At 72.9% G+C, this 15157-nt stretch carries 15 protein-coding genes and 1 tRNA gene; 6 read left to right on the forward strand and 10 right to left on the reverse strand.

Annotated features, from left to right (window positions below; all coding sequences use genetic code 11):
- Nucleotides 1-69 precede the first annotated feature (69 nt).
- Nucleotides 70-155: transfer RNA gene (locus DEI95_RS11435), tRNA-Leu, on the forward strand.
- A gap of 118 nt (nt 156-273) precedes the next feature.
- Here the strand turns inward: DEI95_RS11435 and DEI95_RS11440 are convergent.
- From DEI95_RS11440 to DEI95_RS11470, 7 genes are all read right to left on the reverse strand, one after another.
- On the reverse strand, nt 274-879 hold the full coding sequence (locus DEI95_RS11440) for a hypothetical protein (RefSeq protein ID WP_258367582.1): 606 nt from the start codon (nt 877-879) through the stop codon (nt 274-276).
- A 20-nt stretch (nt 880-899) separates the two neighbouring features.
- Nucleotides 900-2039: a zinc-dependent alcohol dehydrogenase gene (locus DEI95_RS11445; RefSeq protein ID WP_110824976.1), complete on the reverse strand. Its 1140-nt coding sequence runs from the start codon at nt 2037-2039 to the stop codon at nt 900-902.
- Nucleotides 2040-2186: 147 nt separating this feature from the next.
- Nucleotides 2187-3515: an NAD(P)/FAD-dependent oxidoreductase gene (locus DEI95_RS11450; RefSeq protein WP_110824977.1), complete on the reverse strand. Its 1329-nt coding sequence runs from the start codon at nt 3513-3515 to the stop codon at nt 2187-2189.
- Between the two features lie 87 nt (nt 3516-3602).
- Nucleotides 3603-3809 (reverse strand): hypothetical protein, encoded by a 207-nt coding sequence (locus tag DEI95_RS11455; protein ID WP_110824978.1) that lies wholly within the window; start codon nt 3807-3809, stop codon nt 3603-3605.
- A gap of 7 nt (nt 3810-3816) precedes the next feature.
- Nucleotides 3817-5646 (reverse strand): DEAD/DEAH box helicase, encoded by a 1830-nt coding sequence (locus tag DEI95_RS11460; RefSeq protein ID WP_181419547.1) that lies wholly within the window; start codon nt 5644-5646, stop codon nt 3817-3819.
- Nucleotides 5647-5742: 96 nt separating this feature from the next.
- The gene (gene dinB / locus DEI95_RS11465; protein WP_110889838.1) at nt 5743-7005 is read right to left on the reverse strand and encodes a DNA polymerase IV; all 1263 of its coding nucleotides are present in this window, start codon (nt 7003-7005) and stop codon (nt 5743-5745) included.
- A 42-nt stretch (nt 7006-7047) separates the two neighbouring features.
- The gene (locus tag DEI95_RS11470) at nt 7048-8214 is read right to left on the reverse strand and encodes an acyl-CoA dehydrogenase family protein (protein WP_111060298.1); all 1167 of its coding nucleotides are present in this window, start codon (nt 8212-8214) and stop codon (nt 7048-7050) included.
- Nucleotides 8215-8238: 24 nt separating this feature from the next.
- Here DEI95_RS11470 and DEI95_RS11475 point away from each other — a divergent pair, with 24 nt between their 5' ends.
- Nucleotides 8239-9024 carry an SGNH/GDSL hydrolase family protein gene (locus DEI95_RS11475; RefSeq protein WP_111060299.1) on the forward strand — a complete coding sequence of 262 codons (786 nt, stop codon included), beginning with the start codon at nt 8239-8241 and terminating at the stop codon, nt 9022-9024.
- Nucleotides 9025-9093: 69 nt separating this feature from the next.
- Here DEI95_RS11475 and DEI95_RS11480 read toward each other — a convergent pair whose 3' ends face one another.
- The gene (locus tag DEI95_RS11480) at nt 9094-9627 is read right to left on the reverse strand and encodes a hypothetical protein (RefSeq protein WP_110824982.1); all 534 of its coding nucleotides are present in this window, start codon (nt 9625-9627) and stop codon (nt 9094-9096) included.
- Between the two features lie 74 nt (nt 9628-9701).
- Here DEI95_RS11480 and DEI95_RS11485 point away from each other — a divergent pair, with 74 nt between their 5' ends.
- On the forward strand, nt 9702-10346 hold the full coding sequence (locus DEI95_RS11485) for a TetR/AcrR family transcriptional regulator (RefSeq protein WP_181436304.1): 645 nt from the start codon (nt 9702-9704) through the stop codon (nt 10344-10346).
- On the opposite strand, the gene DEI95_RS11490 is transcribed toward DEI95_RS11485, so the two are convergent.
- Both DEI95_RS11490 and DEI95_RS11495 read right to left on the reverse strand, forming a co-directional pair.
- Nucleotides 10343-11602, reverse strand: coding sequence for a D-alanyl-D-alanine carboxypeptidase family protein (locus tag DEI95_RS11490; protein ID WP_181436306.1), 1260 nt, complete (start codon nt 11600-11602; stop codon nt 10343-10345). The two genes, DEI95_RS11485 and DEI95_RS11490, sit on opposite strands and share 4 nt — an antisense overlap.
- A gap of 111 nt (nt 11603-11713) precedes the next feature.
- Entirely contained in the window at nt 11714-12529 is an 816-nt protein-coding gene (locus DEI95_RS11495) for an RNA methyltransferase (RefSeq protein WP_110824985.1), read from the reverse strand.
- 130 nt (nt 12530-12659) lie between these two features.
- On the opposite strand from DEI95_RS11495, the gene DEI95_RS11500 reads away from it, so the two are divergent.
- The 3 genes from DEI95_RS11500 (at nt 12660) to DEI95_RS11510 (ending at nt 15078) form a co-directional block, all read left to right on the forward strand.
- A complete protein-coding gene (locus DEI95_RS11500) occupies nt 12660-13586 on the forward strand; it encodes an NAD-dependent protein deacetylase (RefSeq protein WP_110900221.1) in 927 nt (308 codons plus the stop codon).
- Nucleotides 13583-14221 carry a histidine phosphatase family protein gene (locus tag DEI95_RS11505; RefSeq protein WP_111060302.1) on the forward strand — a complete coding sequence of 213 codons (639 nt, stop codon included), beginning with the start codon at nt 13583-13585 and terminating at the stop codon, nt 14219-14221. Before DEI95_RS11500 ends, DEI95_RS11505 begins: the two co-directional genes overlap by 4 nt.
- A gap of 92 nt (nt 14222-14313) precedes the next feature.
- On the forward strand, nt 14314-15078 hold the full coding sequence (locus tag DEI95_RS11510) for a hypothetical protein (RefSeq protein ID WP_111060303.1): 765 nt from the start codon (nt 14314-14316) through the stop codon (nt 15076-15078).
- Nucleotides 15079-15157: the final 79 nt, after the last annotated feature.

A 15157-nucleotide genomic window follows, 5' to 3' on the forward strand; every position in this document is an offset into this window, starting at 1 on the left:
AGTGTCTTCTCTCGGCAGGAAGGCCGGGGAAACCCGGTCGGACAGCCCGGTGCGAGAGCACCACACCCAGTCCGGGTGGCGGAATTGGTAGACGCGCTAGCTTGAGGTGCTAGTGCCCGTATTAGGGCGTGGGGGTTCAAGTCCCCCCTCGGACACGCAGTACCTGGTCTCCGGACCACGTGCTCGGACACTTGTGTTGAGACAAGCGGCGAACGGCCCTCCTTCGGGAGGGCCGTTCGTTTTTCCGCGCCCAGAGCGCGGTGCTGTTCTCGGTCAGCGCCGGGCGCGCCGCACCACCCAGACGGCCACGCCGCCGATGAGCAGGTACGGCCAGGTCGCGACGACGGGGTCGAGCACGCCGTGCCGCCAGTCCCGCCGCGCCGTCCCGAGCCGCGCGCCGACCGGGTCGTCCGCCCGTTCGGCGGCGATCCCGGTTTCCTTGACGAGCCGGTCCGGCCGGCCGCGGAGCGCGTCCGTGACCCGGTGCGTGGCGACGTCGAGGCGGTCGCCGACGACCAGGAGCATCCAGTGGGCCAGCCGTCCCTCGCTGAAGCGACGGTAGGCGTACCGCTTCACGACGCCGGCGATGCCGGACAGGGGCTGCGCGGTGCCGAACACCGGCGTGACGTGCGCGTGCTCGATCGACCGCTCGCGGCCCTCACCACCGGGCTGCTGCTCCGGTCGGTCCCAGTGCGCGTTCGTCGCCGAGCCGGCCTCGCGGGACAGCTTCGGGACGCTCGGCCGGTCGGCGAGGTCCAGGTCGCTCCCCCATCCGGGGACTCGCGCGCGGAGTTCGTCCGCGGACGGCAGGTCGCGCGGCTTGTCCGCCACGTACGCGATGTGGTCGTCGGCGCCGTGGCCGTCCGGTGTGGTGCGCATGCTCTGGTCTCCGTTCTCGCTCACGGCACGATCACCGGCTTGATGCAGCCGTCGAGCTTCGCCGAGAACAGGTGGTACGCCTCGTCGATGTGCTCGAGCGGGATCCGGTGCGTGATGACGTCGCTCGGCTTGAGGTGCCCGGCCTGGATGTGCTCGAGCAGCCGCGGCCACTGGCGCTTCACCGGCGCCTGGTTCATGTGGATGGTGACGCCCTTGTTGAGCGCGTCGCCGAACTTGACGGCGCTCGGGATCGGGCCGTAGGCGCCCATCACCGACACGGTGCCGCCCTTGCGGACACCGTCGATCGCCCAGTTCAGCGCGATGGGCGAGCCGCCCTGCAGCTTGAGCTTCGAGCTCGTCACGTGCTGCAGGTAGTTGCCGTCGGCCTCCGCACCGACCGCGTCGATCACGCTGTCGGCGCCGAGGAAGTCGGTCTGCTTCTTCATCTCGACGACGATGTCGTCCACCTCGGCGAAGTTGATCGTCTCGGCCTGCGCGAACTCGCGGGCCTTCGCCAGGCGGTACTCGAGCTGGTCGACGACGATCACACGGCCGGCGCCCATGAACCACGCGGACTTCGCCGCGTACAGGCCGACCGGGCCGGCGCCGAGCACCACGACGGTGTCGCCTTCGCGGATCGACGCGAGCTGGGCACCGAAGTACCCGGTGCCGAGTGCATCCGTCATCATCAGGGCGTCCTCGGCGTCGAGCCAGTCCGGGATGACCTGCGGGCCGACGTCGGCGAACGGGACGCGGACGCGCTCCGCCTGCCCGCCGTCGTAGCCGCCGGTGGTGTGCGAGTACCCGAAGATGCCGCCGACCGCGGTCGCGTTCGGGTTGACGTTGTGGCAGTTGGTGAACAGGCCGCGGGCGCAGAACCAGCAGGTGCCGCAGGAGATGTGGAACGGGACCATCACCCGGTCGCCGACGCTGAGCGTCTCGACGGACGACCCGACCTCCTCGACGACGCCGATGAACTCGTGACCGAAGGTGTGGCCGACGCGGGTGTCCGGCATCATGCCGTGGTACAGGTGCAGGTCCGACCCGCAGATCGCGGCGCGTTCGACACGGATGACCGCGTCGTTCGGGTGCTCGATCCGGGGGTCGGGCTTGTCCTCGACGCGGACCCGGTAGGGGCCGCGGTAGGTCATGGCGCGCATGGCGCTCCTCTCGCTCGTACCGTCCACGCTGACGGACGGCGGATGGGAGGCGGCCCAGGCTCGCGTTCGACGCACAGCCGCCACGCGGACGGACGGGAGGCCCGGTACCAGCTGGTACCGGGCCTCCCGTCTGCAGGCAGTCGCGTGCTAGCTCTTCGCGGCGTCCACGAAGTTCTGCCGCGGGTCGGTCTCCTTGATGAGGGACGTCGCGTCGCGGCCGGAGACCGCACCGGTCACCCAGCCGATGACGATGCGCGCCTTGCGGTTCAGCGTCGGCATCGCGTACACGTGGTACGAGCGGTGCGCCATCCACGCCAGCAGGTTCGTCATCTTGATGCCCTTGATGTTCGCCGCGCCCTTGGCGACACCGTACGAGGCGACCGTGCCGATGGACGGGTGGCGGTACTCCACGAGGGGCTTGCCCGTGATCGAGGCGACGATGTTGTCCGCGACGACGACGGCCTGCCGGACGGCGTTCTGGGCGTTCGGCGGGTAGTACGCCGGCTGCTTCTCGGCCGTCAGGTCCGGGACCTGGGCGACGTCGCCGAGGCCCCAGACGCCCGGGACGACCTCGTGCGTGTCCTCGGACTCGACCTGGAGCTTCGCGTTGGCGGCGAGGTGCCCCTTCGGCCCGCGCGGCAGGTCGGTGGCGTCGAGGAGCGGGTTCGGCTTGACGCCGGCCGTCCAGACGAGCAGGCCGGTGGCGAACTCGTCACCGTCGGAGAGCTTGACGATCCCGCCCTCGCAGCTCGGCATGGTGGTCTTGAGGCGGACGTCGATGCCGCGGGCACGGAGGGACTCGAGGGTCCACTTCGACAGCTCGGGGCCGACCTCGGGGGCGACCCGGTCGAGGGCGTCGATGAGCACCCAGCGCGGCTGTTCGCCGGCGAGCGACGGGTACGTGGCGATCGCGGCCTGGGAGACGTCGAACAGCTCACCGATCGCCTCGACGCCGGTGTAGCCGCCGCCGATGAAGATGCTCGTGAGCAGGCGACGACGCTCGTCCTCGTCGCGCGTGGCGGCGGCCTTCGCGATGTTGTCGAGGAGCTTGGCGCGGACGTACGCGGCCTCCTCGACCGTCTTGAAGCCGACGCCGACCTCGTCGAGGCCGGGCGTCGGGAAGGTACGGGTGACCGAGCCGAGTGCCACCACGAGGTGGTCGTACTCGAAGGACCGGTCGTCACCACCGGCCGTCGCGACGGAGACCGTCTTGTCGGCCGAGGAGATCCCGGTGACCTTGCCCTGGATGACCCGGGTCTTGCGGAGCGCACGTCGGAGTTCGACGGTGACGTCCTTCGGGGCGATGTGACCGCCGGCGACCTCGGGCAGGAACGGCAGGTACGTGTAGTACGTGTTCTGGTCCACGAGGGTGATGCGCATGGGCACCGAGGCGGCGTGCTTCTGGAGCTGCTTGACCGCGGTGTAGCCGGCCGAGCCGCCGCCGAGGACGAGGACGTGGGGGATGGAGTCTGCCATTCCTCCGGTCTACCCGATCCGGCCCCTCCCCGTCATCAGCGCCGCACCTGTGCGGCCGATCCGGTCCCGATCCGGATCGTCCACGGGTCAGCTGCGGCCGTCGCGGAGGCGCCACCACGCCGTCTCGGCGACCTCGCGGCCGGTGTACACGCCGTGCTGCGTGCGACGGGACTCGTGCAGGGAGAACCGCCGGAGCCGGTAGCCGCCCCCGAAGCGGTCGATGATCGCCTCGGGTGAGGAGTCCGCGTCGCGCTTGACGTACCAGGTGCGGTCGTCGTCGACCGGCTCGATCACGCGCGGGTCACCGTCGGCCGCCGATGCGGGAGCGGAGGATGTCGATGCGCTTCTGGATCTGCTCGATGCTCGCCTGCGCGACGGCCGGACCACCGCTGATCCGACGGAGCTCGGCGTGGATCGACCCGTGCGGTTCGTTCGCGTGCCGGGACCAGATCGAGACGAGGCGCTGCAGTTCCGACCGCTGCTCCTTGATCGTCATGTACATCGGCCGGTCCGCCGGCTCGGGCGCCTTGGGCGTCCCGTCCTTCGGGACGCGGCCCTTCGAGCGCTTGGCCTGGGTCGCCTGCCGGGCGCGGAGGAGGTCCCGCACCTGGTCGGGCTCGAGCAGCCCGGGGATGCCGATGAAGTCGAGTTCCTCGAGCGACCCGACCTCGCCGCCGGTGCCGAACTCGCCGCCGTCGTAGAGGACCCGGTCGAACGACGCCTGCGAGTCGAGCGCCTCGAACGGCTGCACGTCGAGCAGGCTCTCGGAGGCCCGGTCCTCCTTGTTCGCCTCCGCCACCATGGCGTCCTCGGGGTTGTACATGCCGTCCTCGGCGTCCTTCGGGCGGTCGAGGGCGTGGTCGCGCTCCAGCTCGAGGCTGGCGGCCAGCGCCATCAGCCCGGGCACGCTCGGCAGGAAGACCGACGCGGTCTCGCCGCGACGTCGGGCGCGCACGAAGCGGCCGATGACCTGGGCGAAGAACAGCGGCGTGCTCGCGCTCGTGGCGTAGACGCCGACGCAGAGCCGCGGCACGTCGACGCCCTCGGACACCATCCGGACGGCGACCATCCACCGCGAGGTGTCCTCGGCGAAGGACTGGATCCGGCTCGACCCGGCGGCCTCGTCGGACAGGACCACGGTCGGCCGCTCCCCCGTGATGCGCTGCAGGATCCGCGCGTACGCCCGGGCGGTCGTGGTGTCGGTCGCGATCACCAGCCCGCCGGCGTCCGGCACGCCACGGCGCACCTCGGTGAGGCGCTTGTCCGCCGCCGAGAGCACGGCGGGCATCCACTCGCCCTCCGGCGACAGCGCGGTGCGCCAGGCCTGCGCGGTGATGTCCTTCGTGACGGGGTCGCCGAGCGAGGCGGCCATCTCGTCGCCCATCCGGGTCTTCCAGCGCATCTGCCCGGCGTAGGCCATGAACAGCACCGGGCGGACGACGCCGTCCTTGAGTGCCCGGCCGTAGCCGTAGTTGTAGTCCGAGATCGAGGTGCGGATCCCCTGCTCGTCCGGGGCGTACTGGACGAACGGGATCGGCGCCGTGTCCGACCGGAACGGCGTGCCGGACAGCGACAGTCGGCGCGTGGCCTTCGTGAACGCCTGCCGGATGCCGTCGCCCCACGTCAGCGCGTCGCCGCCGTGGTGCACCTCGTCGAGGATCACGAGGGTCTTGCCGCCCGCGGTGATCCGCTCGTGCACCTCGGGGTTCATGCCGACCTGCGCGTAGGTGATCGCGACGCCCTGGTAGTGCCGGCCGAACATGCCGTCGCCGTTCTTGAACATCGGGTCGAGCCGGATGTTCACGCGGTCGGCGGCGTCGGCCCACTGCCGCTTCAGGTGCTCGGTGGGCGCGACGACGACCAGGCGGTCGACGGTGCCGCGGGCGAGGAGTTCGGTCGCGAGGCGCAGCGCGAAGGTGGTCTTGCCGGCGCCGGGGGTCGCCGCGGCGAGGAAGTCGCGCGGTTCCTTCTCGAAGTACTTCGTGAGCGCTTCGACCTGCCAGGCGCGGAGCTTCGAGGCGGTGCCCCATGCGGCACGTTCGGGGAAGGCGGGCGACAGGTGCTCGGCCGCCGCGTTGCCCGCGACCTCGGCGATCGCCGCCGGTCCGGTGGGGCGGTGGTCGTCGGACAGCCCGTCGATCGGGAGTTCGGCGGGTTCCTGGTGCTCGATGTTCTCCGCTGCGCTCACTTCACCCGAGTGTACCGGCACGCGGTCGCCCGACACGTGTCAGTCCTGCCGGGCGTGCGGCGCCCGCGGCGTGCTCGGGCCGGGACCGCCGCCGGACCCGCGCACGAGGGACGCGGGACGCAGGACACCGGCACCGAAGCGCGCGGTGACCGCGTCGACGGTCGTCTCGGTCTCACGCCACGGCGCGTCGTCGTCCCACAGCGCGTTGCTCGCGGCCGCCGGCACGAGGTTCTCGCCGCGGACGCCGATGAGCCGGATCCGGTTGCCCGGACGGTGCAGGACGTCGTACAGCTCGACGGCCTCCCGGTGGATCCGCTTGGCGACGTCGCTCGGCTCGGCGAGGGTGCGGGAGCGGGTGAGCGTCGTGAAGTCGGTGTACCGCACCTTGAGCGCGACGGTCCGGGCCTGGACCTCGGCGCGTCGGAGCCGGACCGCGACCTTCTCGGCGAGTCGGAGGAGTTCCCGCGCCACGTCGTCCCGCTCGGTGAGGTCACGGCCGAACGTGACCTCGTGCCCGATCGACTTCTCACCGACCCCGGCCTCCACCGTGCGCGGGTCCCGGCCCCACGCCAGGTCGTGCAACCGCTGTCCACCGGCCGGACCGAGCAGCGACACCAGGGACGGCAGCGGGGTCGTCGCGAGGTCCCGCACGGTGTGGATCCCCCGACGCTCGAGCGTCTCCTGCGTCTTGCCCCCGACGCCCCACAGGGCCGAGACCGGCTGCGGGTGCAGGAAGGCGACGGTGTCGGCGTGCGGGACGACGAGCAGGCCGTCCGGCTTGGCGCGGCTCGAGGCGAGCTTCGCGACGAACTTCGTCGACGCGGCACCCACCGAGCAGTGCAGGCCCGTCTCGGCGAACACGGTGCGGCGGATCTCGGCGCCGATCTGCCACGGCGTGCCGTACAGGCGGAGGGCCCCGGCGACGTCCAGGAACGCCTCGTCGATGCCGAGCCGCTCGACCCGCGGGGTGAAGCGGTCGAAGATCCGCATGACCTGCGCGGAGCGGGCGCTGTACTTCTCGAAGTGCGGCTCGACGATGACGGCGGCGGGACACCGCCGTTTCGCGACCGCCATCGGCATCGCCGAGTTGATGCCGTACCGGCGGGCCTCGTAGGTGGCGGCCGTGACGACGGAGCGGTCGGAGTCGTGCCCGACGATCACCGGCAGGCCGACGAGGTCCGGGCGGTCGAGCAGTTCGACGGAGGCGAAGAAGGCGTCCATGTCGACGTGCAGGACCGTCGCCGAGCGGTCGTCGACGGGCGTGTCGGAGACGATCCGGTTGCGTCCGTCCTGCTTGCTCACCGGGTCATGGTCGCACGGACCGCCGACACCGCAGCTGCCGGTTCACCGCGGCAGCGGACCGAGTTCGGCCGCCGCGATCGTCCGCATCGCCGAGTCCCGTGTCGACGGGTGGTACTGGCCGGCGCGGACGTCCCGGGCCAGGCGGGCGAGTTCGTCGGTCGACCGGAAGGCCGACCCGCCGACGACGCGCATCGCCTCGTCCACCACGTGCTGCGCGGTGTCCACGGCACGGGCCTTCGTCCCGACGAGCAGCGGGAACCAGCGGTCGGAGTCCACCAGGTCGTCGACGTCGCGCGCCAGTGCGTCGACCTGCAGGTGCACGGCGTCGGTCGCGCTCCGCATCGCGGCCACGGCACGACGGACGTCCGGGTCGGCAGAGCGGGCCGTCCCGTCCGCCGCGGTGCGGGCGGCCACCCGCTCGACCGCGAGCGTCACCGCACGCGAGGCGATGCCGACGTACACGGACGCGACGAGCAGCTCGAACGCGGCGAAGACACCGAAGACCAGCGGATCGGCCACGGGTCCGACGGGCAGGACGCGCACGATCCGGTCGGCGGGGACGTGCAGCCCCTCGAGCAGGGTCGTCCGGCTCTGCGTGGCCCGCATGCCGAGGGTGTCCCAGTCATCGAGGTGCCGCACGCCACCGTCGCCGCGCAGCGCGAAGCCGTGCACGAGCCGGGGCTCCGGGCCGGACGTGTCCTTGCCGAACACGCTCAGCACGTCCCACGCGGGCGCCAGGGACGTCGAGACCTTCGTGCCGGTGAAGCGGTAGCCGCCGGCGCCGTCCGGCTCGGCCACGGTGCGCGAGTCGAACAGGACCGCGTCGTTGCCGGGCTCGCTCACGCCGAACGCGAGGAGTCGGTCCGCTGCAGCGGCGTCGGTGACGGTGTCGAGGAACGACCCGCCCCTGGCGGACACGGCGCGGGCGGCCTGCACCCACACCTGGTGCATCCCGAGCCCGAGGGCCGTCGCCGGTGCCGCCTCGGCGAGCGTCCGCTGGACCGCTGCGGTCGCCCGGAGACCCAGCCCCGAGCCTCCGTCCCGGACGGGCACGCCGATCCGCAGGTAGCCGGCCCGTCGGAGTTCGTCGAGGTCCTCGACGCAGAACGCGTTGTCCGCGTCGTACCGGGGAGCACGGTCGGCGATGCGGGCGAGGAGCTCGTCCGGCACGGACCAGGGACGCTGCTCGAGCGGGGTGGACGAGGTCATGGGACGAGAGTACGGTCGCCAGGCGTGTCAGACCGTCATCCCTGGACCAGGTTCGTCGCCATCGGTGACTCCTTCACCGAGGGCATCGGCGACCCGGACCCGTCGTCCGTCGGCGGGCACCGCGGGTGGGCCGACCGCGTGGCGGACGCGCTCGCGGACGGCACGGACGAGGACTTCGCGTACGCCAACCTCGCGGTGCGGGGGCGCCTGCTCCGGCAGATCGTCGACGAGCAGGTGGAGGCGGCGCTCGCCCTCGGACCGGACCTCGTCACGGTGTCCGCCGGCGGGAACGACGTCATCCGTCCCGGTTCCGACCCGGACGAGCTCGCCGAACGGTACGACGGGATGGTGGAGCAGCTCCGCCGGGACGGTGCGACCGTGGTGCTCTTCACCGGACCGGACGTCGGGACCACGCCGGTGCTCGGCATGGTCCGCGGGAAGACCGCGGTCTACAACGAGCACCTGCACGCCATCGCACTCAAGCACGGCGCACTCGTGACGAACCTCTGGGCGCTCCGGGTCCTCCGGGACCCGCGGATGTGGGCGCCGGACCGGCTGCACCACTCACCGCTCGGGCACGCGACCGTCGCGGCCGCCGTGCTCGACACGCTCGGTGTCCCGCACGCACTCGGACCGTCGGTGCCGGAGCCGCTCGCCGCCCGACCGTGGCGGGAGGCGCGGGTCGAGGACCTGGGTTGGGCGAAGGAGTACCTCCTGCCCTGGGTCGTGCGACGCGTGCGGCGGACGTCCTCCGGTGACGGCGTCACGGCGAAGCGGACCACCCTGCAGCCGGTCACCCGGCGCGACTGAGCACCGAGGCCGACGGTCCCACCCGGACCGCGTGCCCGGCGTGGTCTCCGCGCACGCCGACGCTGCCGCTCAGGCCGGGGTCGCCCGCTTCGGCCACACGGTGTAGCCGAGCGCCCAGAGCAGTTCGACGGCCACGACGACGCCGAGCACCGGGAACCAGGCGACGAGCGGCTCGATCCCCGGTGTCCCCGGTCCACCCCAGGCGATCAGCCCGGCGAGCACGGCCGCGGACAGCGCGGCGGCGATCACCGTGCGCACGACGTCGGCCCAGCACTTCCGCGTGTACGCCCAGCCGAGTGGCTTCGCGGGGAGTGCCTGCCCGGTCCGGAGGCGTGCGAGGTGCCGGTCCGCCCAGCGCATCATGCGGTGCCCGTAGGTGACCGAGAAGCCGATGTAGAGCGCGGCGAGTCCGTGCTCCCACGTGGCCGATCCCCCGGCGCGGAGGTCGATCGCGGTGACGACCAGGAGCACGGCGTCGAGCACGGGCGCGAGCACGAGGACCGCGGCGCCGAGCCGCGGCATCCCGGCCACCGACCGCAGGGTCAGGCCGCCGAGGACCGCGATCCAGAAGCCCACCTCGCAGGCGACGATGACGGCGATCACGGGGCGACCAGTGTTGTTGTTGGTACGAGTGTGTTCACACTCGTCATGGTAGTACGACTGTGTACGATCGGCACGTGCCCCGCCTCATCGACCACGACGAACGTGACGCCGTCATCGCCGCCGCCGCCTGGCGTGTCCTCGCCCGCGACGGGCTCCCGGGGTTCTCCGTCCGTCGGGTCGCCGAGGAGGCCGGCCTCGCCACCGCGTCCCTCCGGCGCGCCTTCCCGACGCAGGTGGCACTGCGGACGTACTGCCTCCGGCTCGTCGGCGAACGGGTGCAGGCACGGATGGACGCCGTCACCGTCGACCCCGCCGTCGACCCGCGAGCGTTCGTGCTCGCCTGCTTGGCCGAGCTGCTGCCCCTCGACGCCGACCGACGCTCCGAGACGGAGGTGTGGCTCACCCTCGGGTCACTCGCCCTGACCGACCCGGACGCTCGCGGCGCCCATGCCGAGACGGAACGAGCCCTGGCCCGGGCGTGCCGGTCGCTGCTCGCACTCCTGACACCGGCGGCCGCCCCGGACGAGCTGGACACCGCGGCCCGCCGGCTGCACGCCCTGGTCGACGGCCTCGCGCTGCACCTCGTCCATGCTCCGCCGACCGCGGACACCGGGTGGGCGCTCGAGACGCTCGAGTCCGCGGTGCCGACCGCCGCACCGTCGTCGGACCGGCCGGGCCCGCACGACGGCGGACGGCCGGCCGCGGGACCTGCCCGTTAGCCCGCCAGCGCGCCCGGGTCGAGCTCCACGCCGCGGAACGGGTTCGTCCACCGCCACCAGACGCCCGGGTCCTCGATCGCGGCGTCGAGCTCGAGCGGCACCGTGACCGGGTCGTGGTGCTCGACGGTGAACCGCACGCGGCCGACGCGCTCGCCCGCCGCACCGAGCGTCACCGGCTCGAGCGTCGTCTCCGCCGAGACGGTCGTGCTCCCCCACACCAGGACGGACGCCGCCCGGCTCGCGGTCGCGTCGACCTCGTCCTGCCACGGTGCCGTGTACGTGCCGAACGTCTGTCCCTCGTTCGTCAGGGTCACCACGTGGAAGTCGTCCGCGACCGAGTGCAGCAGCCGCCGGACGTCCGCGTCGAGCGCGTCGTGGTCGACCCCGCCGAGCATGGCGCCGACGACGGTCACCGGTCGGCCGCCACGCTCGTAAGTGGCGGCGAAGAGCAGGCACGCTCCCGCTTCGTCGAGGGTGCCGGTCTTGATCCCCTCGACACCGTCCATGCCGAGCAGCTTGTTCGAGTTCTCGATCTCGCCGACACCCGGGACCGTCACCGATGCCGTGCCGACGACCTCCTTGACCACCGGCTCCGCGAGCGCGAGCTGCCCGAGGTCCACCAGGTCGGTCGCCGTCGACCGGTTGCGTGGGTCGAGGCCGGTCGGTTCGACGATCGTGGTGTCGTCCAGCCCGTGGTCGTCGAGCCACGTCGCGGCTGCGGCACGGTAGGCGTCCATCGACCCGAACGCCCAGAGGGCGAGTGACCCCGCGTAGTTGTTCGCCGACTCCATGAGCGCCACCTGCAGCACCCGGTACTCGGACATCCGCCCGTCGGCCGGCAGCGGGGCGACCTCACCGTTCAGCGCCGCGTACTCCGCGTACAACGCTTCCATCGCCGGCGTGAACCGGACCGACGGCCCCTGCTTCCCGACCGGGAGGGGCTTCTCCTCGAGCACGACGAGCGCCGTCACGATCTTCGAGATGCTCGCGATCGACCGCTGCTGCCGGTCCCCGCTGGTCGTGAGACTCTCCGGGAACCCCTCGGCCTCGACAGCGGTGGCACCGTAGTCCGGGAACCTGAGCTCCGGCGCGCGCACCCTGGGTGCCTCGTAGGTCGCGGTGCTCGCGGTTGCCGGGGCGAACGGCACGAGGGCGGCCGCGGCCAGGAACGCGGCGACCAGCAGGAGGACGGCGACCACGGCGAGCGTCACGGGCCTCCGGAGCGCGGAGCGGGGGCGGCGGACGACGTTCGGCACGAGACCGGATCGTACTGGAGGCCCGGGGCGCGTCCCTGGGACCGGCACCGTCGGCGCGTGGCGCCTCGGGCCCTCCGGTCGCCTGTCGGGTCGGCCGACGGACCGCACCGGTCAGCGCGAGCGCTGCGCGTGCGCGACCGCCCAGAGACCGACGGCGCTCGCCGCGGCCACGTTCAACGAGTCCACCCCGTGGTGCATCGGGATCCGCACGGTGGTGTCCGCGGCGGCGACCGCCGCGGGCGTCAGGCCCTGGCCCTCCGTGCCCATCACGAGCGCGACGCGCTCGGGGACGTCCGCGACGAAGGCCTCCAGGTCGACGGAGCGGTCGGTGAGCGCCATCGCGGCCACGTGGAAGCCCTGGGCGCGGAGGTCCTCGCCCGCCGCCGGCCACTCCCCGATGCGTGTCCAGGGCACCTGCAGCACGGTGCCCATGCTCACCCGGACGCTCCGCCGGTACAGGGGGTCGGCGCACCGCGGGCTGACGAGCACCGCGTCGGCACCGAGCCCGGCGACGCTGCGGAACACCGCGCCGACGTTCGTGTGGTCGACGACGTCCTCGAGGACCACCACGAGGCGTGCGTCGCGGACGACGTCGGCCACGGACGGCAGCGAAGGGCGGTGCATCGCGGCGATCGCCCCGCGGTGCATCCGGAAGCCGGTCAGCTCCTCGAGGAGGGCGTCCGACCCGACGAACACCGGGCCGTCGTGCCCGTCGACCAAGGGCAGGACGCTGTCGAGCCACTTCTCCTGTACGAGCACGCTCCGCGGGACGTGACCGGCCCGGACCGCGCGCTCGATGACCGTGTTCGACTCAGCGATGTACAGGCCGCCCTCGGGCTCGGTGACCCGTCGGAGCGCGACGTCGGTCAGGCGCGCGAAGTCGTCGAGGCGCGGGTCGTCGAGGGAGTCGATGCGGACGGGGTGCACGGTGCTCGTTCCGGTCGGGGGGGGGCGGTGGTGGTCCGGCTCGGGCCCGGTGGCGCGGGTCCCGGTCCGGGGCGGCGGCCGCACGGGGAAGGCCCGGGGACGCTCGGCGGTTGAGGGTACCGTGGACACGATGGCGACGAGCGACGGCACTGCGGACGACACCGCGGGGGACGACACCGCGACGGACGACAGCGCGACGGACGACACCGCGACGACCGGTGCGACCGCTGCCGCGTTCGAGCAGGCGGTCGCGGTCCTGCAGGGCAGGCGCATCGCCGTGCTCACCGGCGCGGGTGTCAGCACCGACTCCGGGATCCCGGACTACCGCGGAGCAGGCCGGGTGGTCCGCAAGCCGATGACCTTCCAGGAGTTCCTCGCCGATCCCGCCAAGCGGCAGCGCTACTGGGCCGGGTCGCACCTCGGCTGGCGGACCTTCGCCGCGGCACGCCCGAACGACGGGCACCGCGCGCTCGCGGAGCTCGAACAGGCCGGCGTGGTGAGCGGCATCGTCACCCAGAACGTCGACGGGCTGCACCTGCGCGCCGGATCGCGTCGGGTGGTCGAGGTGCACGGCTCGATGGACCGGGCGGTGTGCCTGACGTGCGGGCAGGTCTTCTCCCGCGCCGACCTCGCCGCGGTGCTCGACCGTGACAACCCCTGGATCGACGAGCCCGGGACGGTGCAGCTGCAGCCGGACGGGGACGTCGAGATCACCGACGTCGAGCGGTTCCGCGTGCCGGACTGCACCGTGTGCGGCGGCGTGCTCAAGCCCGACGTGGTGTTCTTCGGCGAGTTCGTGCCCGCCGAGAAGTTCCGTGAGGCCGTGTCCATCGTCGCCGAGGCGGACGCGCTCCTCGTCGTCGGGTCGTCGCTCACCGTGAACTCCGGCGTCCGGCTCCTCGACCACGCGACGCGGCGCAGGCGACCGGTCGTCATCGTCAACCGGGGCGCCACGCGGAGCGACCGTCGTGCCGCGGTGAAGCTCGACGCCGGGACGACCGAGACCCTCGTCGAGCTCGCGGCCCGGCTCACCGCGTCTGCGATGATCGACGGGTGACGACCCTCCTCTGCCTGGTCCGACACGGCGAGACCGACTGGAACCGGCAACGGCGCATCCAGGGGTCGACGGACGTGCCCCTCAACGACACCGGGCGACGGCAGGCGGCCGAGACCGCCGCGCTCCTGGCACGCCGGTCGTTCGACGCCGTCGTCTCGTCGCCCCTGTCCCGGGCCCTCGAGACCGGGACGATCATCGCCGACCACCTCGGGTTGGCCGCCCCGGCGGCGTACGACGGTCTCCGGGAACGCTCCTACGGCGAGGCGGAGGGTCTGACCCACGTCGAGATCGCGGAGCTCTGGCCGCACGACGCCGTCCCCGGGCGCGAGTCCCGCGCGGCGCTCCTCGACCGGGTGACCGAGACGCTCGCCGAGATCGCCGTGCGCTACGACGGCGGCGCGGTCGTCGTCGCGACCCACGGCGCGGTGATCCGGACCGTCGTCGACGCCGCCGCACCCGGGACGGTCGAGCGGTCGACGGTCCCGATCCGCAACGGGTCGGTGCACACCTTCCGGTGGGACCCCGAGCGCTTCCGTGCCGAACTGGTCCGCTCCGACGACCCCATCGACGACCTGTCGGACGCCCCGGGCCGGTACGCGTTCGAGTACCAGAACCCGCTCGAGCGCCGAGGCTGACGCCGCCCATCCGGGGAGCGTGCCGGGCAGCGTCGGACTAGCCTCCGGTGCACGGCGGCCCGACGACCGGGACGCCGCTGCGAGGTGAGGCAGTGAACGCAGGTGGACGGCATGCCGGCGACCGCTCCCGGGAGGGCGACGCCCTCCGTCGCGATCCGTGGGGCGACGACGACGACCTCGATGCCACGTTCGGGCCGGACACGGCCTCCGTCCGGACCCGCACGGGCGGCGAACGGCTCCGGGCCGGGACCCTGGTCGTCGTCGGCGTGGTCGTGGTGGCCGCGGTCCTCGTCCTGGTGCTCGGAGTCATCCTCGGCCAGGTCCAGCGTGGGGTCGGCGGCGTGTTCCCGCAGCCCGACGCGGACGGGCGCCGCTTCGTGACCGCTGCCGCCGCGCTGCCGGGCGTCGCCGCCGTGGACGCGCCCCGGACGGAGAAGACCTCGTTCGCGGGCTACGACGTCACCGCGGTGGTGCATGCCGAGCCCGACCTCCCCGCCGCTGACAGACGGGCGCTCGTGACCGCCCTGAGCACCGCGTCCGCCGACTCCTCCGGCTCGGGCGTCCGCATCTGGGCGACGCTCGACCTCGGTGCCGTGCGGGTCGGGGTCTCGGACTCCCCCGAGACGAGCCAACGGCGACTCGAGCTCGCCGACGGCCTCGCGGCGATCGGCGGCGTGCTCACGGTGACCTGCGTCTTCGCCGACGCGACCGACGGTCGGTCGGACGCCCCCGCCGCACAGGACGTGGTCGTCACCACGCACGGCCAGGGCGTGGGCTTCGCCGCGGTCGCCGCCGCTGCCGAGGCGGTCGGGGACGACGTGTTCCCGGGCGTCCAGGTCCGCACCCGTCATCCCTGACGGGTCGGACCGTCCGGTCTCCTCCGCCGTCCCGTCCGCTCCGCCGTGCCGTCCGGCGTGCCGCTAGCGGTCCGGCCGC

It is taken from the genome of Curtobacterium sp. MCBD17_008, assembly GCF_003234475.1.
Classification (GTDB): Bacteria; Actinomycetota; Actinomycetes; order Actinomycetales; family Microbacteriaceae; genus Curtobacterium.

What these genes read in the sequence shown, in the direction of transcription:
- DEI95_RS11440 (WP_258367582.1), bottom strand. Translation starts at nt 879, where the DNA reads ATGCGCACCACACCGGACGGCCACGGCGCCGACGACCACATCGCGTAC.
- DEI95_RS11445 (WP_110824976.1), bottom strand. Translation starts at nt 2,039, where the DNA reads ATGCGCGCCATGACCTACCGCGGCCCCTACCGGGTCCGCGTCGAGGAC.
- DEI95_RS11450 (WP_110824977.1), bottom strand. Translation starts at nt 3,515, where the DNA reads ATGGCAGACTCCATCCCCCACGTCCTCGTCCTCGGCGGCGGCTCGGCC.
- DEI95_RS11470 (WP_111060298.1), bottom strand. Translation starts at nt 8,214, where the DNA reads ATGACCTCGTCCACCCCGCTCGAGCAGCGTCCCTGGTCCGTGCCGGAC.
- DEI95_RS11500 (WP_110900221.1), top strand. Translation starts at nt 12,660, where the DNA reads ATGGCGACGAGCGACGGCACTGCGGACGACACCGCGGGGGACGACACC.